Genomic DNA, 20,549 nt, shown 5'->3' with positions numbered 1-20,549 from the left:
GCAAGGACGTGCAACTTCATGACCACGGAATCGACTCCCGTGCCGAACCCGCCCGCGCGTGCCGCTGCGGGCAAGGCCACCTCGGCGGCCTCCGCCAAGGCCGCCGCTGAGCCGCCCATCCTCACCGGTTCCGGTGCGATTCTGGCCTCTCTCGAGCGCCTCGGCGTCACCGATGTCTTCGGCCTGCCCGGCGGCGCCATCATGCCGTTCTACGACGAGCTCATGGCGTCCACCGCCATCCGGCACATCCTCGTCCGTCACGAGCAGGGCGCCGGCCACGCGGCCGAGGGCTACGCCTCCTCGAGCGGCCGGCTCGGCGTCTGCATCGCGACCTCGGGGCCCGGCGCGACGAACCTCGTGACGGCGATCGCGGATGCTCACATGGACTCTGTGCCCATGCTCGCCATCACCGGCCAGGTGTTCTCCACCTCGATGGGCACGGACGCCTTCCAGGAGGTCGACATCACGGGCATCACGATGCCCATCACGAAGCACTCCTTCCTCGTGACCAAGCCCGAGGACGTGCCCGGAGTGATCGCCGCGGCGGTTCACATCGCCACGACCGGGCGCCCCGGCCCCGTGCTCGTCGACGTCACGAAGGATGCTCAGCAGAAGAGCGCGCCGTTCATCTGGCCCCCCAAGATCGACCTGCCCGGCTACCGACCCGTCACCAAGGCGCACGGCAAGCAGATCCAGGCCGCCGCGCAGCTCATCGCCGAAGCCCGCAAGCCCGTGCTCTACGTCGGCGGCGGCGTCGTGCGCGCCGGTGCTCACCGCGAGCTGCTCGAGTTCGCCGAGAAGACCGGGGCGCCCGTCGTCACGACCCTCATGGCGCGCGGAGCCTTCCCCGACAGCCACCCCCAGCAGCTCGGCATGCCCGGCATGCACGGCACTGTGCCGGCGGTGCTCGCACTGCAGGAGAGCGATCTGCTCATCGCCCTCGGAGCACGATTCGACGACCGCGTGACCGGCAAGGTGAGCGAGTTCGCTCCCGGTGCCAAGGTCATCCATGTCGACATCGACCCCGCCGAGATCGGCAAGATCCGCCATGCGGATGTGCCCATCGTCGGCGACGTGCGCGAAGTGCTGCTCGACCTCCTGCCCGCCTACGACGAGGCGGTCGCCGCGCACCCGAGCGACACCGCCGACTGGTGGACCCGGCTGAAGACCCTCAAGTCGCAGTACCCGCTCGGCTACACCATCCCGGAGGACGGCCAGCTCTCCCCGCAGTGGGTCATCGAGAAGATCGGCGAGCTCTCCGGCCCCGAGGCCGTCTACGCCGCGGGCGTGGGTCAGCACCAGATGTGGTCGGCGCAGTTCGTCAAGTACGAGCGCCCCGGCGCATGGCTCAACTCGGGCGGTGCGGGAACGATGGGCTACGCGGTGCCTGCCGCCATGGGCGCGAAGGTGGCCCAGCCCGACCGGCTCGTGTGGGCCATCGACGGCGACGGCTGCTTCCAGATGACCAATCAGGAGCTCGCGACCTGCACCATCAACAACATCCCCATCAAGGTCGCCATCATCAACAACTCCTCGCTCGGCATGGTGCGTCAGTGGCAGACCCTCTTCTACGAGGGCCGGCACTCGTTCACCGACCTCAATACCGGGCACGACACGGTCATGATCCCCGACTTCGTGAAGATGGCCGACGCCTACGGCGCGCTCGGCATCCGCGTCACGACGCCCGAGGAGGTCGAGCCGGCCATCCGCCTCGCCATGGAGACCAACGACCGCCCGGTCGTCATCGACTTCATCGTGAGCCGCGACGCGATGGTGTGGCCCATGGTTCCGCAGGGCGTCGGCAACTCGCAGGTGCAATACGCCCGCGACCACGCCCCCGACTGGTACGAGGAGTAGACCGATGACCTACCACGTGCTCTCCCTGCTCGTCGAGGACAAGCCCGGCCTGCTCACGCGCGTCGCCGGGCTCTTCGCCCGCCGCGGGTTCAACATCTCCTCCCTCGCCGTCGGCACGACCGAGGTCGAGGGCCTCTCGCGCATCACCGTCGTCGTGCAGGTCTCCGGCCTGCCGCTCGAGCAGATCACGAAGCAGCTCAACAAGCTCATCAACGTGCTCAAGATCGTCGAACTCGACTCCTCCCAGGCCGTCGAGCGCGAGCACATGCTCGTGAAGGTGCGTGTCGACAACTCGACGCGCTCGCAGGTGCTCGAGGCCGTCAACCTCTTCCGCGCCCGCGTCGTCGACGTCGCCCCCGACTCCCTCGTGATCGAGGTCACGGGCGACACCCCCAAGGTCGAGGCCTTCCTGCGCGTCCTCGACCCGTACGGCATCAAGGAGATCGCGCAGTCGGGCTTGCTCGCGATCGGTCGAGGCTCGAAGAGCATCAGCGAGCGCGTCCTCAAGAACTAGCGCCAGCCCACCGGCCGGCCCCGCCCATCCACCCCGAATACAAGGAGAATCACACGCATGACTGACGTCATCTACGACAAGGATGCCGATCTGAGCCTCATCCAGGGCAAGAAGGTCGCCGTCATCGGCTACGGCTCGCAGGGCCACGCCCACGCGCTCAACCTGCGCGACTCGGGCGTCGAGGTGCGCATCGGCCTCAAGGAGGGGTCGAAGAGCCGCGCCAAGGCGGAAGAGGCCGGCTTCACCGTGCACACGCCCGCCGAGGCGGCAGCGTGGGGCGATGTCATCGTCATCCTCGCCCCCGACCAGCACCAGCGCGGTCTCTACGCGGCCGACGTCAAGGACAACCTGACCGAGGGCAAGACGCTGCTCTTCAGCCACGGGTTCAACATCCGCTTCGGCTACATCGAGGCCCCCGAGGGTGTCGACGTCGTCCTCGTCGCCCCCAAGGGCCCCGGTCACACCGTCCGTCGCGAGTACGAGGCCGGCCGCGGCGTTCCCGTCATCGTCGCCGTCGAGAAGGACGCGACCGGTTCGGCCTGGGACCTCGCCTGGTCGTACTCCAAGGGCATCGGCGGCCTGCGTGCCGGCGGCATCAAGACGACCTTCACCGAGGAGACCGAGACCGACCTCTTCGGCGAGCAGGCCGTGCTCTGCGGTGGCACCTCGCAGCTCGTCCAGTACGGGTTCGAAGTCCTCACCGAAGCCGGCTACCAGCCCGAGATCGCCTACTTCGAGGTGCTGCACGAGCTCAAGCTCATCGTCGACCTCATGTGGGAGGGCGGCATCGCCAAGCAGCGCTGGAGCATCAGCGACACCGCCGAGTACGGCGACTACGTCTCCGGCCCGCGCGTCATCGATCCGAACGTCAAGGAGAACATGAAGGCCGTTCTCGCCGACATCCAGTCCGGAGCCTTCGCGCAGCGCTTCATCGACGACCAGGACAACGGTGCGGTCGAGTTCCAGAAGCTGCGCGACCAGGGCGCCGCTCACCCCATCGAGGCGACCGGCAAGAAGCTGCGCTCGCTCTTCGCGTGGAAGCAGCAGGACTCGGATTACACCGATGGTTCTGCTGCGCGCTAGCAGCACCACAGCATGACCGGGCGCGCCCGGGTCAGCGGGCCCTCGGGGCCGCCGACTCGGGCGCGTACTCCTCTTTCCACGCGACCGTCGGCTCGGCGCGCGGCCGGGGACCCTTGCACCCGGTCGCGAGCCACACGATCATCGCGATCGCGTTCTCGACGTGCGAGGCGAGGAAAGCGCCGAGGATGAGCGGAGCATAGAGCGCTGCCAGGTAGGTCGCTGTGCTCACGAGGCCGAACGTGGAACCCCACGGGGCGGCGAGCAGGAGCGGTGCGAGGGCGAGCGCGAACCACCACGGCGATACCGCGACGCCGAGGGCGACGGCCGCGACGATCGCGAGCACACCCACGGCGACCTGCCCGATGAGCAGCCTCCCGAGCGCTCCACCGTGCCGTCCCCAGCTCTCGAGGCCGACCGCCGCCCACATCACGCGCGCGCGCAGACGGTGCACGCCGTTGTCGATGAGGGCGACGCGGAACAGCTCGTCGGCCTCCCGCCGCAGCGCGAGCCGCTGCTCCTCCGGCTCCCGCAGCAGCTGCCCGACGAGCGCGTCGTGCATGATGGCCGGCAGCGTCTGCGTGCCGTAGTTGGCGATGAGCCCCCACAGGAACGGCGGCACCGAGGCGAAGTCAGTGCTGTTGCCGTCCCGCGGTGGCAGGTCGAGCTCGTGCGCGGGCACGAGCGTGCGGATGCCGTCACGCGGGTTCAGGTAGAGGAAGTCCTCCGCGACCTGGAAGTCGCGACCGCGCCGGTAGATCAGCGGCAGCGCGTCGAGCGGCTCGCCCGCGGCGGTGAGAAACGGCATGAGGCAACCTCCTCCTCGATCGTACGGGGCGGGCATGGTCGGTCGAGAGCGACAACGGAGTACTCGGCCGCGGCGGTTAGGGTGACGTCATGTCGATGATCGCTCTCGGGATGCCCGGCTTACGCCGCGCGGACCCCGACGCCGCGCTCGACACCTCGGGGCGCCCCGACACGCCGGCCCTCGTCGACCGGTTCGGCCGCGTCGCGCGCGACCTGCGCATCTCGCTCACCAGTGCGTGCTCGCTGCGGTGCACCTACTGCATGCCGGCCGAGGGGCTGCCCGTCGTCCCGCGGGACGAGCTGCTGAGCGCGGAGGAGATCGCGCGGCTCGTAGCTCTAGCGGTGCACGACCTCGGCGTGCGCGACATCCGCTTCACGGGGGGCGAGCCGCTGCTGCGCCCCGACCTCGTGGAGATCGTGGAGCGCAGCGCGCGGGTGGCGGCAGGAGCATCCCTGTCTCTCACGACCAACGGCATCGGCCTCGAGAGGCGCATCGATGCGCTCCTTGCGGCCGGGCTCACCCGCCTCAACATCTCCCTCGACACGGTCGACCGCGACCACTTCGCGCGCCTCACGCGCCGCGACCGTCTGCCGGCCGTGCTGCGGGGCATCGAGGCGGCGCGGCGCGCGGGTGTGACGCCGCTCAAGATCAACGCCGTGCTCATGCGCGACACGCTCGACGGCGCGGGCGATCTCGTGGCCTGGGCGCTCGACCACGGGGTGGAGCTGCGTTTCATCGAGCAGATGCCGCTCGACGCCGACGAGGCATGGGTGCGCGAGAACATGGTCGATGCGGCGGAGCTCATCGACTCCCTCGCACCGCGGTTCGTGCTCAGCCACCCGCACCGCGACGACCCGCACGCTCCCGCCGAGACCTGGCTCGTCGACGGCGGCCCCGCCTCGATCGGCATCATCGCCTCCGTCACGCGGTCGTTCTGCGAGGCGTGCGACCGCACGCGCCTGACGGCGGAGGGCACGGTGCGCTCGTGCCTGTTCGGCGATGACGAGACCGACCTGCGCGGCCTGCTGCGCGGCGGTGCGACCGACGACGAGCTCGCTGAGCGCTGGCGCGCGGCGATGTGGGGCAAGCAGGCCGGCCACGGGATGTCCCTGGCCGGGTTCCGCCGCCCCGAGCGCACGATGGGGGCCATCGGTGGCTGAGCTGCTCGTGCGCTATTTCGCTGCGGCGGCCGACGCTGCCGGGTGCGAGGAGGAGGTGCTCGGCGCCGAGCAGTCCGACACCCTCACGACAGTCGGAGCCGTGCGCGCGCACCTCATCGCCCGGTACGGCGAGCCGATGGCGCGCGTGCTCGAGAACGGCTCGTTCCTCGTCGATGGCGTCGTGCAACGGGATGACGCGACGCCGATCGGGGCGCGCGTCGACGTGCTGCCGCCCTTCGCGGGCGGCTGAGCGCGACAGCTAGAGCCCGACCCACTCCGTCGAGCCGTCGGCGAGGTGCTGGCGCTTCCAGATCGGCACGCTCGCCTTGATCTCCGCCACGAGCCCGTCGACGGCGGCGAACGCCTCTGCACGGTGGGGGGAGGCGACGACGGCGACGAGGGCGATGTCACCGACGAGGAGAGATCCGGTGCGGTGCGCCGCCGCGACCCGCAGGCCCGTGCGCTCGTGGAGGCGCGCGCACGCGGCGCGCAGCATGCTCTCGGCCTCCGGGTGGGCGCGGTAGTCGAGCCCCCGTACGGTCACACCGTGGTCGTGGTCGCGCACGACACCGCGGAACGTCACGACGGCGCCGTCCGCGGCGGTGGCGGCCCACGACTCGAGGGCGGCGGCGTCGAGCGGCTGGTCGGTCACGAGCGCGAGCACGGCCTCACCCGAGCCGGTGTCGCGAGCAGCATCGCCCGTGGCCGTCCCCTGGGGTGTCCTCGCGTGGGCCTCAGTCATGCCCGCCTCCGCCGGCGAGCTGGGCGAGCAGGTGATCGAGGCTGCCCTCGAGCACGGCGAGACCGTCGCGCACAGCCCCGGGGGAGCCGGGCAGGGCGACGAGGACGGTGCCCCGCGCGATCCCGGCGACGGCGCGGCTGAGCACGGCGGTCGGGGTCGCCGCCCGCCCGCGCTCGCGCACGGCCTCGGCGATGCCGGGCAGCTCGGTGTCGAGGACGGCCCGCACGGCCTCCGGAGTGCGGTCGCTCGGGCTCACTCCCGTGCCGCCCGTGATGATGATGAGCGCCGGTGAGTCTGCGAGCGCGCTTGCGAGTGCCTGGCCGATCTCGGCGTCGGGAACGACGACCGGCTCGTCGACGGCGAGCCCGTACGCAGCGAGCCAGTGCGCGATCGTGGGGCCGGTCTCGTCGGCGCGCGTACCCGCCGCCGCACGGGTGGAGGCGACGAGTACGACGGCCGTGCGCGGCCGCACAGCGCCGCCACGCACATCTCGGTGGTGTACCTCGGGCCCGGCCTCCCCGGCACCGGCTTCACCAGCACCGCCCTCCCCGGCACTGCCCTGGCGCCGCCAGTCGCCGCGTTTGCCGCCGCTCTTCTCGAGCAGGCGCACATCGGTGAGGGTGCCCTCCGGGTCCACGGCCTTGATCATGTCGTGCAGGGTGAGCCCTGCGACCGTCGCGGCCGTGAGCGCCTCCATCTCGACGCCCGTGCGGCCGCTCGTCGAGGCGGTAGCGGTGATGAGCACGGCGTCGTCGGTCAGATCGAGGTCGATGCTCACCGCGTCGAGGGGCAGCGGGTGGCACAGCGGGATGAGCTCGCTCGTGCGCTTCGCCGCCCCGATGCCGGCGAGCCGTGCGGTCGTCAGCACGTCGGCCTTCGGCAGGGCGTCGTCGCGCAGCAGGGCGATGACGTCGGGCCGGGTCACGTACCGCGCCGCCGCGACGGCCCGGCGAGCGGTCACGTCCTTGCCGCTCACGTCCACCATGCGCGCGCGCCCGTCACTGTCGAGGTGGCTCAGCTCGGCGTCGTGCGGGGAATCGGTCACGACCCCATCGTCCCACGCAGGCCCGCCTCGCCGGCGAGCAGCGACTGCTGTAAGGATTCGGAAAGGTCTGCCTGGGGTGACGTGGAGGCTCGCGGCCTAGCCTGTGCACAGGGCCGCGCCACGTGAGGGCGTCCCCACCACGACCGTGACCTCACCACGACGGCGACCCTGCAGAGAGGCGGCGAGCATGACGAGCACGGGAACGACGGCGCCCCCGGGTGCTCGAGCGTCGATGCCGCGGTCGAGAGGCCCCCTCCTGTGGAGCGCGGTCGTCGGCCTCGTCGCGGCCGCGGCGACCCTCGCGTCGGCCGAAGTCGTCGCGCTCCTCCTCGCGCCGGCCAGCAGCCCCGTTCTCGCCGTCGGCTCGCTCGTCATCGACCTGACGCCGCCCTGGCTCAAGGACGCGACGATCGCCGTGTTCGGCACCGACAACAAGGCCTTCCTGCTCACCATGGTCATCCTCCTCGTCGCGATCCTCGCGATCGCGAGCGGGATGCTCGAGCGCCGTCGCCCGCCCGCCGGCGCCGCACTGCTCGGCGTCGTGGGCGCCGTCGCGGTCGTCGCCGTCGTGACGCGCGCCGAGGCCTCGCCGCTCTGGGCAGTGCCCACGATCGTGGGAACCCTTGTCGGCGTGGTCGCGCTGCGCCGTCTCTCGGCGCGGCTCGCGGCGTGGCTCGTGGCGCGAGCGCGCGACCACGACCGCTCCGCCCCCGACCGCGCCGCCCCCGAGAGCACCGGCCCCGCCCGCATCGGCACCGACAGCGCCGCCCCCGCCCGCACGACCGAGCCCGCGACTGCGCTCGCCCGGCGAACTTTCTTCGGAGGCCTCGTCGGCACTGCCGCCGGCGCGGCGATCGCGGGCATTGCGGCGCGCGTGGCCAACTCGGCGACCGCGGCCGTCACCGCCGTGCGGGAGGCCCTGACCCTGCCCGCGCCGACCATCGCGGCCGCACCTATCCCCGCTGGGGCGAGCCTCGACGTGGCCGGCATCACCCCGCTCGTGACCGCCAATCGCGACTTCTACCGCATCGATACCGCTCTGCAGGTGCCGCGCATCGACGCGGCGCAGTGGCGGCTGCGCGTCACGGGCCTCGTCGAAGAGGAGATCGAGCTCGACTGGGACGAGCTGTCGTCCTTGCCGCTGCAGGAGACCTACGTCACCCTCATGTGCGTCTCCAACGACGTGGGGGGCGACCTGACGGGCAATGCGCTGTGGCTCGGGCATCCCATCAGGGAGGTTCTCGCACGCGCCCGCCCGCTGCCGGAGGCCGACATGGTGCTCTCGGTCAGCCAGGACGGCTGGACGGCGGGAACGCCCCTGCAGGTGCTGCAGGATGAGCGGGATGCCCTGCTCGCGATCGGCATGAACGGCGAGCCGCTGCCGCTCGAGCACGGGTTCCCCGTGCGGATGGTCGTGCCGGGGCTCTACGGCTACGTCTCCGCGACGAAGTGGGTCGTCGAGCTGCGGGTGACGCGCTTCGATCAGGAGCAGGGCTACTGGACGCCACGAGGTTGGTCAGCCCTCGGACCGGTCAAGACCCACAGCCGCATCGACGTGCCGCGCGAGCGCGCCCGCGTCTCGACCGGCACCGTGCCGGTCGCAGGCATCGCGTGGGCCCAGCAGACCGGTATCGAGCGCGTCGAGGTGCGCGTCGACGGCGGCGCGTGGAACGAGGCGCGTCTCGCCGAGGCGATCTCCGTCGACACCTGGCGGCAGTGGGTGTGGATGTGGGAGGCCACGAGCGGCACCCACGTCATCGAGGCTCGGGCGACCGACGCCTCGGGCTTCACCCAGCGTGCGCAGTATGTGCCCGTCGCCCCGGACGGCGCCGAGGGGTACCACGCCGTCACCGTGCAGGTCGACGGCTGAGCCGCTCCCGAGTACCGCGAGACGGCCTAGTACCGCGCGACGGCCGGGTCGACCTCGCGCGACCAGGCGTCGATGCCGCCCGCGAGGTGCCGGGCGGGGATGCCGGCCGCGAGCAGCTGGCGCAGGGCATCCTGCGACCGGATGCCGTGGTGGCAGTAGACGATCGTCTCGCGATCGCGGGGGAGCGCGTCGAGCGCGGAGGGCAGCTGGCCCAGCGGCACGAGCGTCGAGTCGGGCAGGGCAACGAGCTCGTGCTCCCAGGGCTCGCGCACGTCGAGCAGCAGCGGTCGGGCATTCCGTTCGGTCCCGTCGCCGGTGCCGGTCTCGAGAAGTCGGGCGAGCTCGGGGGCGCTCACGTCGAGCGACCGGCCCGAGTCGCCCGCGGCAGGCGGCTCGGAGGCCGTGCCGCAGAACTGCTCGTAGTCGATGAGCTCGGTCACGGAGGCGGCGTGCGGGTCGTGGCCGAAGGGCAGCTCGCGAAAGCGGCCGGTGCGCGCGTCGTAGGTCGTGACGCGGCCGATGAGGGCATCGCCGACACCCATCAGCAGGGTCAGGGCCTGGCCCGCCATGATCGCGCCGATGACTCCGCACACGGAGGGCAGCACGCCCCCTGTCGCGCAGTCGAGCACGGCATCGGGTGCGGGTGGGGCGGGGAAGAGGTCGCGGTAGCCCGGGCCTCCCACCGGGCACACCCCGGTCTGCCCGCCGTACTGCAGCACGGCTCCCCACACGAGAGGGATGCCGCGCAGGGTGGCGGCATCGGCCGCGAGGTAGCGCGTGGCGAAGCCGTCGCTGCCGTCCACGAGGAGGTCGTAGTCGGCGAGCAGCTCGAGTGCGTTCTCGCTCGTGAAGCGCTGCCGGCGGGTCACGATCGTCACGGCGGGGTCGAGGGCGCGCAGCCGCTCGGCGGCGGAGTCGACCTTCGGGCGCCCCACGTCGGCCGTGCCGTGCAGGTGCTGGCGGTGCAGGTTGCTGAGCTCGACGACGTCGTCGTCGACGATGCCGAGACGCCCCCCGGGGCCGGTCGCGAGCCCCGCGCCGACGAGCTGGGGCAGCAGCACGCTGCCGAGCCCGCCCGCGCCGATGACGAGCACGCGCGCGTGGGCGAGCGCGTCCTGCGCGGCGGCGCCGAAGCCGGGCAGAGCGAGCTGGCGCGCGTGGCGGGAGGCGTCGGGCATGGTGAGATTGTCGCAGGCATGACCGAGAGGAGGATGAGATGAGCCGCAGCAGTCTCGCGCCGGTCACGCGCACTCCGCGCCCCCTCGTGGTTCTCGCCGTCGCGGGTCTCCTCCTGCTCGTCGGCCCGCTCCTCGCGATCGTCCTGCGCGCGCCGTGGCCGCTCATGCTCGAGATCGTGTCGCGCGAGAGCGCACTGAACGCCCTCGGTATCTCCCTCGGCACCGCCGCGGCGGCGACGGGGCTGAGCCTCCTGCTCGGCCTGCCGCTCTCTCTGCTGCTCGCCGGTGCGCCGAGCGGGCGCTCGTCGCTGAGCGTGCGCATCGTGCGATCCTTCGTGACCGTGCCCGTCGTGCTGCCGCCCGTCGTCGGCGGTGTCGCGCTCGTCGCCCTGCTCGGCGAGGGCGGGCTCGTCTCCCAGCCGCTCGCCGACTGGTTCGGCCTCGCGCCGCCGACGAGCGCCGTCGCGGTTGTGCTCGCGCAGACCTTCGTCGCCATGCCGTTCCTCGTCTTCGCGATCGAGGGCGCCATCCGCGGCGCCGATCGACGCTTCGACCTCGTCGCCGCGACCCTCGGCTCGACGCCGAGCCGCCGCCTCGTGCGGGTGACGCTGCCGCTCATCGCGCCCGGCATCGCGGCGGGAGCCGCGCTGTGCTTCGCACGGGCGCTGGGCGAGTACGGGGCGACGGTGACGTTCGCCACGAGCATCCCGGGCATCACCCAGACCTTGCCGATGGCGATCTACGGCGAGCTGGCCCTCGGAGACCGGGATGCGGCCATCGCGCTCTCCCTCGTGCTCATCGCGGTCTCCGTGGTCGTGCTGCTCGCTTTCCGCGACCGGTGGGTGCCTCAGGTGGCGCGATGACCGGGCTCACGGCAACGCTGCGCGTACGGCGAGAGGAGTTCGCCCTCGACGTGGAGTTCAGCGTGCCGGCCGGGGGCGTGCTCGGAGTGATCGGGCCCAACGGTGCCGGAAAGTCGACCCTGCTGCTCGCCATCGCCGGGGCGATCGAGCTCGAGGGGGGAGCCGTGTCGATCGACGGAGTTGCGCTCGATGCCGAGCCCGAGCGCCGCGGGGTCGGTGTCGTGTTCCAGGATGCTCTGCTCTTCCCGCACTTGACCGTGCTCGACAACGTCGCCTTCGGGCCGCGCGAACGGGGGCAGACCCGCCCCGCAGCACGGTCGCTGGCGCGCTCGTGGCTCGACCGGCTCGGCATCGCGCCCCTCGCGCACCGTCGGCCGGGCGGTCTCTCGGGGGGAGAGGCGCAGCGCGTCGCTCTCGCGCGCGCACTTGCCGTCGCGCCGAGCCTGCTGCTGCTGGATGAGCCGCTCGCCGCCCTCGACGTCGAGGTGCGGGACGCCGTGCGTGCCGACCTCGCCGCGCACGTGCGCGCCTTCGGCGGCGTCACCGTCGTCGTCGCCCACGACCGGGAGGACGTCGCGGCGCTCGCCGAGCAGGTGCTTGTCATCGAGGGCGGCCGCGTCGTGCAGCGCGGAACCCTCGCCGAGCTCACCGCAGACCCTGCGACCGAGTTCGTGCGGCGCTTCACCGCGGGCACCTCGCCGAGCTTCCCGCCGAGCGGCTCGGCGTAGGCAGTACGACCTGACCGGTCTGGCGGCAGTCTCTGCGCAGATCATCCCGCTAGGCTCTCGCTCATGCCTCGCACGCCGCCCGACGACGACTCCGCCCTGCGGTGGGACGACGTCGACGACCCGAGCTGGGTCGAAGCGCAGAATGGGGCGTCGCAGGGCAAGGCCGAAGCAGACTCTGACGAAGTGGGCGAGCTTGAGGGGCGCTTCTCGGCGTCGCCGGAGCCGTCGCGCGGCTCGCTCGCGCTGTCTCTCGTGACCGCGGTCGGCGCCCTCGTCTACCTCGTCTACTCGATCGCCTGGATTGTCGGCGTGAGCAGCCTGCCGCTCAACGGACCGACGCTCGTGCTCGAGGTGCTCTACCAGTTCGCCGAGTTCCTCGCGATCATCGCGAGCGCCCTCTGGTTCGTGACGGCGGTCATGCTCACGGCGGGTCGTCTCGGCCGCCGCGCGGGATGGCTCGCGCTCGGCACCCTCGTGCTGCTGCCCTGGCCCTTCGTGCTGGGGGTGCTCGCATGACCGAGGCGCGCGATCTCACCCCTCCCGGCACCGAGCCGGTCGGCACCGCCCCCGCCGACCGGGGCTCTCGCGTCGCCCGGCTCGGCGTCATCCTGCTCCTGGGCCTCGTCGTCGCCTGGTTCACGTGGGACGCCGTCGGCAACCTCATCGCCCTGCCCGAGCTGCTCAGCGACCTGGGGCTCGCCGAGAGCGTGCCGTGGCCGACGCTCGTCCTCGGCGTCGCCATGCCCGTCGTGTACTACGCGGCCGCGGTCGTCATCGGGGTGCGCCTGACGCTCGCGCGTCTGACGCTCGTGCTCATCGCTAGCCTCGCAGCGATCGCGGCGACAAGGCTGAGCCTCATCGCCGTCGCGACCGGCACGCTCGTGGTTCTGTAGGGCCCGCCGTCCTCGGCGAGGGCGAGTCAGGCGAGGCCGACCCACAGCACGAGCGCGATGAGCGCGAGCTGCATGAGCATTCTCGGCACGAGCGGCACCGCGACGACGCCGAAGCGGTCGCGATGGTGCGCCGCGTAGGCGTTGGCCGGGAATACGCACACGAGGAACACCGCGAGCAGGATGCCCGCCGCGGGCCTCGTCGCCGGCACGAGCAACCCGATCCCTCCCGCGATCTCCGCGACGCCCGTGACCCAGACCCAGCCGCGCGGGCTGAACGGGCGGCCGTGGAAGACGGCGGGCACCATCGCGGCCATCGTGCGCACGACGCTCGGCACGAAGTGGGTGATGCCGATGGCCACGAACACGACGGCCGTGATGATGCGCGCCACGGTGAGCGCGAGCTCGACGGTCACGAGGCACCCTCCTCGTTCGATGCGGCGCCCCGCTCGGCGAGCAACCGGTCGATCGTCGCGAGCTCCGGGCCGATGCCGGCGCCGGCGCCGGTTCCGGGCGTGAGCGCAGCATCCTCGATTCCGGCTCGTCGGCCAGCGGCGTACCCGGCGAGGAAGGTCGCGAGCGGCGCGGCGGGGCGCACGACGCCGTGCGCGACCCTCCCGGCGAGCGCGAGCAGGGTGTCGATGTCGGCGGGAGGCTGCTCGAGCCCGAGGGCGGCGCACAGCTCGTCCACCCAGGCGGCGAGCAGGGCGTCTCGATCGTCGGTCATAGTGTGCGGTCTCCTTCGGTCGTGCGGGGCACGGTGACGCCGAGCGCCGCCGCATCGTCGAGCGTGTCGACGTCGGCCGTCGACCCAGGGGGCGCCGCGATCGTCTCGACGACCATCCTCGCGGTGATCGCCCGCAGGGGCAGGGAGGCAAGCGGGTGCGGTGCGGGATGCTCGCCTGCACGCCCTGCACGCCCTGCACGCCCTGCACGCCCTGCGCGCCCTGCGCGCCCTGCGCGCCCTGCGCGCCCTGCGCCCTCCGCGTCATCACTGCCCGCTTCGAGCAAGGCGAGCACGCGACGCAGGGGTGCTGCGCGGTAGAGGGCCGCGAGCGGCTGCACGCGCTGCGACTCATCGAGCGCCAGCACCGCGTCAGCCGCCGGCAGCGCGGCGAGGGCGGCGAGCAGCTCCGGCACGAGGGGGGTGACGTGCGGCATGTCGACGGCGAGCAGGAGGACCGCGTCGGCGGCGGGCTCGCGCCGAGCATCCAGGGCCGCGAGGCCGGCACCGATCGCCGGGACCGGGCCGCCGAATGCGGGATGCTCGCGCGTCGCGCTCACGCGGGCGTCGAGCAGTTGCGGGGGAGCGTCGCCGACGATGACGAGGAAGCGCGCGGCCGAGAGCGCGCCGACCGTGCGCTCGAGGAGCGTCGCGCCGTCGACCAGCAACCCGGCCTTGGCTACCCCGCCGAGTCGCGCACCCCGGCCGCCGCTGAGCACGAGAGCGTCGACGATCACGGCTCCACGCTAGTGGGGCGGCATGTGCGACGATCGGAGAGTGGGACGCATCACGCAACGCCGCCGCGTCACGCGGATCACGCTCGGTCACGCGCCGAGCGAGCGCGCCGACGTGCTCGCCGTCGAGGAGCCGCTCGAGATCCGCGTCGGCGGCCTGCCCCTCGCCATCACGATGCGCACCCCGGGCAGCGACGTCGAGCTCGCGGCCGGGTTCCTCGTCTCGGAGGGTGTGATCGCGCGCGGCGAGCAGTTCTCGGCAGCGCGGTACTGCGTCGACGCGACCGCGGAGGATCGCGCGACCGGGACCGTGAGCAACACGTACAACGTGCTCGACGTCGCCCTCGCTCCCGGCGTTCCGGCCCCCGACCCGAGTCTCGCGCGCACGTTCTTCACGACGAGCTCGTGCGGGCTGTGCGGCAAGGACAGCATCGAGGCGGTGCGCACGAGCTCGCAGCACCCCGTCGCCGATGACCCGCTCGTCGTGAGCGCGCAGCTGCTCACGACGCTGCCCGATCGCCTGCGCGAGCAGCAGGCGGTGTTCGAGAAGACGGGCGGGCTGCACGCGGCCGCGCTCGTCGACGGCGCGACGGGCGAGCTGCTCGTGCTGCGCGAGGACGTCGGGCGGCACAACGCCGTCGACAAAGTGGTCGGCTGGGCACTCATGAACGACCGGCTGCCGCTCACCGGCACCGTGCTCATGGTCTCGGGCCGCGCAAGCTTCGAGCTCACGCAGAAGGCGTCGATGGCGGGCATCCCGATGCTCGCCGCGGTCTCGGCGCCGTCGTCGCTCGCGGTCGAGCTCGCCGAGGAGCTCGGCATGACCCTCGTGGGCTTCCTGCGCGGCGAGTCGATGGTCGTGTACACGGGCATCGACCGCATCGAGGATGCTCAGCTCGCGCTCCCGCAGGAGGAACTCGTCCCGTGACCGACCGCAAAGATCTGACCGACGACTCAGCACCGGGCGGCTCCGGCGCGACCAGCCCCGAGCCCGACCTCGTCGTGACCGCGCCGAAGGAGTGGGCCGCGGGTGTTCCCGGCGTGCTGCACGCGATGGGCCCGGCGCTCGCCGAGCTCGGGGTGGGGCGCTCGCTGACGCTCCTCACGAAGCTCAACCAGCAGCAGGGCGTCGACTGCATGAGTTGCGCGTGGCCCGACCCCACGCACCGCAAGGCGGCGGAGTTCTGCGAAAACGGCGCAAAGGCGGTCACGTGGGAGGCGACGCCGCTCACGGTGCCGTCGAGCTTCTGGGCCGAGAACTCGCTTACGGACCTCCTCGAGCGGGACGAGTACTGGCTCGGTCAGCAGGGCCGCCTCGTCGAGCCCGTGCACAAGGCCGCCGACAGCGACCACTACCGCCCGGTGAGCTGGGAGGAGGCGTTCGCGATCATCGGCGAGCGGCTCGCCTCGCTCGAGTCGCCCGACCAGGCGGCCTTCTACACGAGCGGGCGAGCATCCAATGAGGCCGCCTTCCTCTACCAGCTGTTCGTGCGCGCCTACGGCACCAACAATCTGCCCGACTGCTCGAACATGTGCCACGAGTCGACGGGCGCGGCGCTCACGGAGACGCTCGGCATCGGCAAGGCCACGGTCGCCTACGACGACTTCGCCCAGGCCGACCTCATCATCGTGATGGGGCAGAACCCGGGCACCAACCACCCCCGCATGCTCACCGCGCTCGAGGAGGCGAAGAGCAACGGTGCGAGCATCGTCGCCGTCAACCCGCTCGTCGAGGCGGGCCTCAAGCGCTACAAGAACCCGCAGACCGTGCGCGGCGTCGTGGGGCGCGGCACGAGCATCGCCGACCAGTACCTGCAGATCCGCTCGGGCGGCGACATGGCGCTCCTGCAGGCGCTCTCCCGGCGCGTGCTCGAGGCCGAGGCGGCGGCGCCTGGCAGCGTGCTCGACCACGCCTTCCTCGCCGAGCACGCGAGCGGCGTCGAGGAGACCCTCGCCCACCTGAGCGCGGTCGACGAGGCCGAGGTGCTCGCCGCGACGGGCCTGACCTCGCAGGAGATCGACGAGCTCGCGCAGCGCTACCTGCGCGCCGACCGCGTCATCATCACGTGGGCGATGGGCATCACGCAGCACAGGAGAGCCGTCGCGACGATTCGCGAGATCGTCAACCTGCTCCTGCTGCGCGGCAACATGGGCAAGCCCGGCGCGGGAGCGTGCCCCGTGCGCGGGCACAGCAACGTGCAGGGCGACCGCACGATGGGCGTGTGGGAGAAGATGCCGGCGTGGTTCCTCGACGCAATCGAGAGAGAGTTCGGCTTCGCCCCTCCGCGCGAGGAGGGCGTCGACTCGGTGCACGGCGTGCAGGCGATGCGCGAGGGGCGTATTCGCGCGTGGATCTCGCTCGGCGGCAACTTCGTCGGTGCGATCTCCGACACCGCCGCCGCGGAGGCCGCGATGCGCGGCACCGCCCTCACCGTGCAGATCTCGACCAAGCTCAACCGATCCCACGTCGTCACGGGGCGCGAAGCGATCATCCTGCCCACGCTCGGCCGCACCGAGATCGACCGTCAGACGTCAGGGGAGCAGTTCGTGACGGTCGAGGACACGGTGTGCGCCGTGCACGCCTCCTACGGCGCAGTGCAGCCCGTCGACGAGCGCCTGCTCTCGGAGGTCGCGATCGTGTGCCGTATGGCCGAGGCCGTGCTCGGCGACCGCGTGAGCATTCCGTGGCGCGACTTCGAGGGCGACTACGACCTCATCCGCGACCGCATCAGCCGCGTCGTGCCGGGCTTCGACGACTTCTCGGCCAAGGCGCGCCGCCCCGAAGGCTTCGTGCTGCCCAACGGCCCGCGCGACTCCCGCAGCTTCGCGACCGCGACGGGGCGCGCCATGCTCACGGTCAACACGCTCGAGGCCGTCGAGCGGCCCGCCGGCCGACTGCTGCTGCAGACCCTGCGTTCGCACGATCAGTTCAACACGACCATCTACGGGCTCAACGACCGCTACCGGGGCATCAAGAAGGGTCGCCGTGTCGTGTTCGTGAACCCCGAGGACCTCGCCGAGCTCGGCCTCGAGGACGGCCAGCGGGTCGACATCGTGAGCGAGTGGCGCGGCGCCGACCACGGCTCCCTCAGCGATTGGCGCGTGGTCGCCTACCCGACGGCGAGAGGATGCGCTGCCGCCTACTTCCCGGAGGCGAACGTGCTCGTCCCGCTCGAGAGCGTCGCCGAGGGCAGCAACACGCCCGTCTCGAAAGCGGTCGTCGTGCGGCTCGAACCGCACCGCGTCGCCGCGCCAGAGACTGATCGCGCGCCCGAGCCCGAGCACCAGCCCGACACGGAGCCGTCGCTCACGCGGTAGGCGGCTGATCCCGCCAGTCGAGCACCTCGACGACATCGCCGTGGCAGACCTCCTCGACCTCCGCGTCGACGATCGCGAGCCCGTCGGCGAGCGCGAGACTCGCCACGAGGTGCGAACCCGAGCCGCCCGCGGTCGCGGGGCGCACGCGCGCCGCGCCCGCGGCATCCCGCACGATCGTCACCGGGATGTACTGCCGGCGGCCCGGCGGCGTGCGCCACCCGACCTCGGCAGTGCCCGTGCTGCGGGGGCGATGCACCTCGGGGAGCCCCTGCAGGCGCCGCAGCGCGGGCCGCACGAAGACCTCGAACGAGACCGCCGCGCTCACGGGGTTGCCGGGCAGCGCGAAGATCGGGGTGCCGTCGAGCCAGTGCCCGAAGCCCTGCGGCTTGCCCGGCTGCATGCGCACGGTGCCGAAGCGCACGCCCAGCGGCGCGAGTAGCTCTTTGACGACGTCGTAGGCGCCGACGCTCACGCCGCCCGAGAGAACGATGGCGTCGGCCTCGCGCGCGGCTCGCTCCAGCAGCGCTCGCAGAGCGTCGACGTCGTCGGCCACCGAGCCGAGTCGCAGGGCCGCGCCTCCCGCCTCCGCGACGGCGGCGGCCAGCAGGAAGGAGTTCGAGTCGGGAATCTGCCCGCGCCGCGTTGGCTCGCCGGGCGGCACGAGCTCGCTGCCGGTCGAGATGACGGCGACGCGCGGGCGGGCATGCACCTCGACCGTCGCGCGTCCCGCGCTCGCCGCCGCGGCGATCGCGCGCGAGGTGAGCGTCACGCCGGGCGGGAGCACCGTCGCGCCGGCCTCCAGGTCGGTGCCCGCGCGTCGCACGTGCGCCCCGAGGGTTGGCTCCCGGTGCACGCGCACGCTCGCCGTGCCGCCGTCGGTGTGCTCGACGGGCACGATCGCGTCCGCCCCGGGCGGCACCGGGGCCCCCGTCATGATGCGTGCGGCCGTGCCGGGTTCGAGCCGAGCATCCGCCGCCGCGCCTGCGGGAAGATCGGCTGAGACGGGCAGGCTGACGATCGCGGTATCGGATGCTCCGCGCACGTCCTCCGCGCGCACGGCGTAGCCGTCCATCGCCGAGTTGTCGAACGGGGGGATCGCCGTCGTCGCCGTGACCTCCCGTGCGAGCACGCGCCCGAGGGCCGCGTCGAGGGGGACGGACTCGACCGGAAGCTCGCGAACGCCCGCGAGGATGTCGTCGAGGTGCTCCTCGACGCTGCGCATGCGCGACGTGCCGACCATGGCTTCACGCTAGCCGGTCGGCGCGGCCGGGGCGGGCCCGCTCGCGCCCGCGGTCCTGGGCGCCGCGAGCGCTCCACTACCCTGGAGGCACAGGCCAACGGCGCCCCGACCACCGCGCCCCGTGATCGCCCTGTGCGAGCCCCGTGCTCGCCCGCAGTCCGCCCATCCTGTCGACACCCCCGTGAGGTTCCACTCGTGTCCAAGCCCGTCGTGCTCATCGCCGAACAGCTGTCTCCCGCCACCGTCGACGCTCTCGGCCCCGACTTCGACGTGCGCCACGTCGACGGCACCGACCGCGCCGCACTGCTCGCCGCCCTGCCGGAGGCGCACGCGATCCTCATCCGCTCGGCGACGCAGGTCGACGCCGAGGCGATCGCCGCCGGCTCCGCCCTCAAGGTCGTCGCGCGCGCCGGCGTCGGGCTCGACAACGTCGACATCAAGGCCGCGACCGAGGCCGGCGTCATGGTCGTCAACGCGCCCACGAGCAACGTCGTGAGCGCCGCCGAGCTCGCGGTCGGGCACATCCTTGCCCTCGCCCGCCACATTCCCGAGGCGAACGCCTCCATGAAGGCGGGGGAGTGGAAGCGCTCCGCCTTCACGGGCTTCGAGCTCTACGAGAAGACCATCGGCATCGTCGGCCTCGGCCGCATCGGCACCCTCGTCGCCCAGCGTCTCGCCGGGTTCGAGGTCGAGCTGCTCGGCTACGACCCCTACGTTCCGCCGGCGCGCGCCGCGCAGCTCGGCGTGACGCTCGTGACCCTCGACGAGCTCATGGAGCGCAGCGACGTCATCACGATCCACATTCCCAAGACCCCCGAGACCACGAACCTCATCAGCACGGACGAGTTCGCGAAGGCGAAGCCCTCCCTGCGCATCGTCAACGCGAGCCGCGGCGGCATCATCGACGAGGATGCCCTGCACGAGGCCCTCGCGAGCGGCCGCATCGCCGGCGCGGGCCTCGACGTCTTCGTGAGCGAGCCGCCGAAGGGCTCCCCGCTGCTCGACCTGCCCACCATCCAGCTCACGCCGCACCTCGGCGCCTCGACCGACGAGGCGCAGGAGAAGGCCGGGGTTTCGGTCGCCAAGTCGGTGCGCCTCGCGCTCGACGGCGAGCTCGTTCCCGACGCCGTGAACGTGGCCGGTGGCACGATCGATCCGAGCGTGCGCCCGGGCATCCCGCTCATGGAGAAGCTCGGCCAGGTGTGGGCGAGCCTCGCCGACCACTCGTTCGCGAGCATCGACGTCGAGGTGCGCGGCGAGATCGTCGCGCACGACGTCGGCGTGCTCAAGCTCGCGGCCCTCAAGGGCATCTTCGGCCGGATCTCCTCCGAGCAGGTCAGCTACGTCAACGCGCCGCTGCTCGCCGAGCAGCGCGGAGTCGAGGTGCGCCTCATCACCGACGAGGTGAGCGAGGAGTACCGCAACCTGCTGACGATTCGCGGCTCGCTCGCCGACGGCACGCAGCTCTCGGTGAGCGGCACGCTCGTCGGCGCGAAGCAGGTGCAGAAGATCGTCGAGATCAACGGATACGACGTCGAAGTGCCCATGGCAGAGCACTTCATCGTCATGCTCTACACCGACCGGCCGGGCATCGTCGCCGTCTACGGCAAGGAGTTCGGCGAGGCCCAGATCAACATCGCGGGCATGCAGATCGCCCGGCACACGGCGGGCGGGCCGGCACTGAGTGTGCTGACCGTCGACTCGCAGGTGCCGGACGAGCTGCTGGAGCGCTTGCGCGGCGAGATCGACGCCTCGTTCCTGCGCGAGATTACCCTCTACGAGGTCTGAGCCTCAGGCC

At 72.1% G+C, this 20,549-nt stretch carries 21 protein-coding genes; 13 read left to right on the top strand and 8 right to left on the bottom strand.

The window, feature by feature from the left end:
* Window positions 1–18: 18 nt before the first annotated feature.
* The 3 genes from FK219_RS00580 to ilvC are packed head-to-tail and all read left to right on the top strand — an operon-like array spanning window position 19 to window position 3,454.
* Window positions 19–1,857 carry an acetolactate synthase large subunit gene (locus FK219_RS00580; RefSeq protein WP_152581951.1) on the top strand — a complete coding sequence of 613 codons (1,839 nt, stop codon included), beginning with the start codon at window positions 19–21 and terminating at the stop codon, window positions 1,855–1,857.
* A 4-nt stretch (window positions 1,858–1,861) separates the two neighbouring features.
* Complete coding sequence (gene ilvN, locus FK219_RS00575; protein WP_100823200.1) at window positions 1,862–2,371, top strand: acetolactate synthase small subunit; 510 nt, start codon at window positions 1,862–1,864, stop codon at window positions 2,369–2,371.
* A gap of 57 nt (window positions 2,372–2,428) precedes the next feature.
* A complete protein-coding gene (gene ilvC, locus FK219_RS00570; RefSeq protein WP_152581950.1) occupies window positions 2,429–3,454 on the top strand; it encodes a ketol-acid reductoisomerase in 1,026 nt (341 codons plus the stop codon).
* Between the two features lie 31 nt (window positions 3,455–3,485).
* Here ilvC and FK219_RS00565 read toward each other — a convergent pair whose 3' ends face one another.
* Window positions 3,486–4,259, bottom strand: coding sequence for a DUF1353 domain-containing protein (locus tag FK219_RS00565; RefSeq protein WP_152581949.1), 774 nt, complete (start codon window positions 4,257–4,259; stop codon window positions 3,486–3,488).
* Window positions 4,260–4,348: 89 nt separating this feature from the next.
* Between FK219_RS00565 and moaA the strand changes: the two genes are divergently transcribed.
* Together moaA and FK219_RS00555 are read left to right on the top strand one after the other, a co-directional pair.
* Window positions 4,349–5,419 carry a GTP 3',8-cyclase MoaA gene (gene moaA, locus FK219_RS00560; protein ID WP_152581948.1) on the top strand — a complete coding sequence of 357 codons (1,071 nt, stop codon included), beginning with the start codon at window positions 4,349–4,351 and terminating at the stop codon, window positions 5,417–5,419.
* On the top strand, window positions 5,412–5,669 hold the full coding sequence (locus FK219_RS00555; RefSeq protein WP_152581947.1) for a MoaD/ThiS family protein: 258 nt from the start codon (window positions 5,412–5,414) through the stop codon (window positions 5,667–5,669). The genes moaA and FK219_RS00555 overlap by 8 nt, the downstream gene beginning before the upstream one ends.
* A gap of 9 nt (window positions 5,670–5,678) precedes the next feature.
* Here the strand turns inward: FK219_RS00555 and FK219_RS00550 are convergent, their stop codons facing one another.
* The gene (locus FK219_RS00550) at window positions 5,679–6,161 is read right to left on the bottom strand and encodes a molybdenum cofactor biosynthesis protein MoaE (protein WP_152581946.1); all 483 of its coding nucleotides are present in this window, start codon (window positions 6,159–6,161) and stop codon (window positions 5,679–5,681) included.
* Window positions 6,154–7,206 (bottom strand): bifunctional molybdenum cofactor biosynthesis protein MoaC/MoaB, encoded by a 1,053-nt coding sequence (moaCB, locus tag FK219_RS00545; RefSeq protein ID WP_165637999.1) that lies wholly within the window; start codon window positions 7,204–7,206, stop codon window positions 6,154–6,156. Before moaCB ends, FK219_RS00550 begins: the two co-directional genes overlap by 8 nt.
* Window positions 7,207–7,393: 187 nt before the next feature.
* Here moaCB and FK219_RS00540 point away from each other — a divergent pair, with 187 nt between their 5' ends.
* Window positions 7,394–9,076, top strand: a complete 1,683-nt coding sequence (locus FK219_RS00540; RefSeq protein ID WP_152581945.1) for a molybdopterin-dependent oxidoreductase — start codon at window positions 7,394–7,396, stop codon at window positions 9,074–9,076.
* Window positions 9,077–9,102: 26 nt separating this feature from the next.
* On the opposite strand, the gene FK219_RS00535 is transcribed toward FK219_RS00540, so the two are convergent.
* On the bottom strand, window positions 9,103–10,254 hold the full coding sequence (locus FK219_RS00535) for a ThiF family adenylyltransferase (RefSeq protein WP_152581944.1): 1,152 nt from the start codon (window positions 10,252–10,254) through the stop codon (window positions 9,103–9,105).
* A gap of 38 nt (window positions 10,255–10,292) precedes the next feature.
* On the opposite strand from FK219_RS00535, the gene FK219_RS00530 reads away from it, so the two are divergent.
* The 4 genes from FK219_RS00530 to FK219_RS00515 all read left to right on the top strand — a co-directional run bounded on the left by FK219_RS00530 (window position 10,293) and on the right by FK219_RS00515 (window position 12,738).
* Complete coding sequence (locus FK219_RS00530; protein WP_152581943.1) at window positions 10,293–11,117, top strand: molybdate ABC transporter permease subunit; 825 nt, start codon at window positions 10,293–10,295, stop codon at window positions 11,115–11,117.
* Window positions 11,114–11,845 (top strand): ABC transporter ATP-binding protein, encoded by a 732-nt coding sequence (locus FK219_RS00525; protein ID WP_152581942.1) that lies wholly within the window; start codon window positions 11,114–11,116, stop codon window positions 11,843–11,845. Before FK219_RS00530 ends, FK219_RS00525 begins: the two co-directional genes overlap by 4 nt.
* 63 nt (window positions 11,846–11,908) lie before the next feature.
* Complete coding sequence (locus FK219_RS00520; protein WP_152581941.1) at window positions 11,909–12,361, top strand: hypothetical protein; 453 nt, start codon at window positions 11,909–11,911, stop codon at window positions 12,359–12,361.
* Window positions 12,358–12,738 (top strand): hypothetical protein, encoded by a 381-nt coding sequence (locus tag FK219_RS00515; RefSeq protein WP_152581940.1) that lies wholly within the window; start codon window positions 12,358–12,360, stop codon window positions 12,736–12,738. Before FK219_RS00520 ends, FK219_RS00515 begins: the two co-directional genes overlap by 4 nt.
* 26 nt (window positions 12,739–12,764) lie before the next feature.
* Here the strand turns inward: FK219_RS00515 and FK219_RS00510 are convergent, their stop codons facing one another.
* From FK219_RS00510 to mobA, 3 genes are read right to left on the bottom strand one after another with little or no spacing between them, the layout of a single operon-like run.
* Window positions 12,765–13,151: a DoxX family protein gene (locus FK219_RS00510; protein WP_235923642.1), complete on the bottom strand. Its 387-nt coding sequence runs from the start codon at window positions 13,149–13,151 to the stop codon at window positions 12,765–12,767.
* Window positions 13,148–13,462: a DUF6457 domain-containing protein gene (locus tag FK219_RS13535; protein WP_235923641.1), complete on the bottom strand. Its 315-nt coding sequence runs from the start codon at window positions 13,460–13,462 to the stop codon at window positions 13,148–13,150. Before FK219_RS13535 ends, FK219_RS00510 begins: the two co-directional genes overlap by 4 nt.
* Window positions 13,459–14,196, bottom strand: a complete 738-nt coding sequence (gene mobA, locus FK219_RS00500) for a molybdenum cofactor guanylyltransferase (RefSeq protein ID WP_152581939.1) — start codon at window positions 14,194–14,196, stop codon at window positions 13,459–13,461. The genes FK219_RS13535 and mobA overlap by 4 nt, the downstream gene beginning before the upstream one ends.
* A gap of 40 nt (window positions 14,197–14,236) precedes the next feature.
* On the opposite strand from mobA, the gene fdhD reads away from it, so the two are divergent.
* Window positions 14,237–15,121, top strand: coding sequence for a formate dehydrogenase accessory sulfurtransferase FdhD (gene fdhD, locus FK219_RS00495; RefSeq protein ID WP_328821547.1), 885 nt, complete (start codon window positions 14,237–14,239; stop codon window positions 15,119–15,121).
* A gap of 14 nt (window positions 15,122–15,135) precedes the next feature.
* Window positions 15,136–17,511 (top strand): FdhF/YdeP family oxidoreductase, encoded by a 2,376-nt coding sequence (locus tag FK219_RS00490; RefSeq protein ID WP_235923659.1) that lies wholly within the window; start codon window positions 15,136–15,138, stop codon window positions 17,509–17,511.
* On the opposite strand, the gene FK219_RS00485 is transcribed toward FK219_RS00490, so the two are convergent.
* Window positions 17,501–18,751 (bottom strand): molybdopterin molybdotransferase MoeA, encoded by a 1,251-nt coding sequence (locus tag FK219_RS00485; protein ID WP_152581937.1) that lies wholly within the window; start codon window positions 18,749–18,751, stop codon window positions 17,501–17,503. The genes FK219_RS00490 and FK219_RS00485 overlap by 11 nt on opposite strands.
* 195 nt (window positions 18,752–18,946) lie before the next feature.
* Here FK219_RS00485 and serA point away from each other — a divergent pair, with 195 nt between their 5' ends.
* Window positions 18,947–20,539 (top strand): phosphoglycerate dehydrogenase, encoded by a 1,593-nt coding sequence (serA, locus tag FK219_RS00480; protein ID WP_152581936.1) that lies wholly within the window; start codon window positions 18,947–18,949, stop codon window positions 20,537–20,539.
* The last annotated feature ends 10 nt before the right edge of the window (window positions 20,540–20,549 follow it).

Source organism: Microcella pacifica (assembly GCF_009371975.2).
Lineage (GTDB): Bacteria > Actinomycetota > Actinomycetes > Actinomycetales > Microbacteriaceae > Microcella > Microcella pacifica.
Note: the sequence above shows the minus strand (reverse complement) of the source record. Positions and strands in the feature narration are given on the sequence as shown.

Bases quoted from the DNA above. Each gene is read 5' to 3' on its own strand.
- ilvC (WP_152581950.1), top strand. From the start codon at position 2,429: ATGACTGACGTCATCTACGACAAGGATGCCGATCTGAGCCTCATCCAG.
- FK219_RS00525 (WP_152581942.1), top strand. From the start codon at position 11,114: ATGACCGGGCTCACGGCAACGCTGCGCGTACGGCGAGAGGAGTTCGCC.
- moaA (WP_152581948.1), top strand. From the start codon at position 4,349: ATGTCGATGATCGCTCTCGGGATGCCCGGCTTACGCCGCGCGGACCCC.
- FK219_RS00515 (WP_152581940.1), top strand. From the start codon at position 12,358: ATGACCGAGGCGCGCGATCTCACCCCTCCCGGCACCGAGCCGGTCGGC.
- FK219_RS13535 (WP_235923641.1), bottom strand. From the start codon at position 13,462: ATGACCGACGATCGAGACGCCCTGCTCGCCGCCTGGGTGGACGAGCTG.
- FK219_RS00565 (WP_152581949.1), bottom strand. From the start codon at position 4,259: ATGCCGTTTCTCACCGCCGCGGGCGAGCCGCTCGACGCGCTGCCGCTG.
- FK219_RS00540 (WP_152581945.1), top strand. From the start codon at position 7,394: ATGACGAGCACGGGAACGACGGCGCCCCCGGGTGCTCGAGCGTCGATG.
- FK219_RS00580 (WP_152581951.1), top strand. From the start codon at position 19: ATGACCACGGAATCGACTCCCGTGCCGAACCCGCCCGCGCGTGCCGCT.
- FK219_RS00550 (WP_152581946.1), bottom strand. From the start codon at position 6,161: ATGACTGAGGCCCACGCGAGGACACCCCAGGGGACGGCCACGGGCGAT.
- FK219_RS00485 (WP_152581937.1), bottom strand. From the start codon at position 18,751: ATGGTCGGCACGTCGCGCATGCGCAGCGTCGAGGAGCACCTCGACGAC.
- FK219_RS00535 (WP_152581944.1), bottom strand. From the start codon at position 10,254: ATGCCCGACGCCTCCCGCCACGCGCGCCAGCTCGCTCTGCCCGGCTTC.
- FK219_RS00530 (WP_152581943.1), top strand. From the start codon at position 10,293: ATGAGCCGCAGCAGTCTCGCGCCGGTCACGCGCACTCCGCGCCCCCTC.
- ilvN (WP_100823200.1), top strand. From the start codon at position 1,862: ATGACCTACCACGTGCTCTCCCTGCTCGTCGAGGACAAGCCCGGCCTG.
- FK219_RS00520 (WP_152581941.1), top strand. From the start codon at position 11,909: ATGCCTCGCACGCCGCCCGACGACGACTCCGCCCTGCGGTGGGACGAC.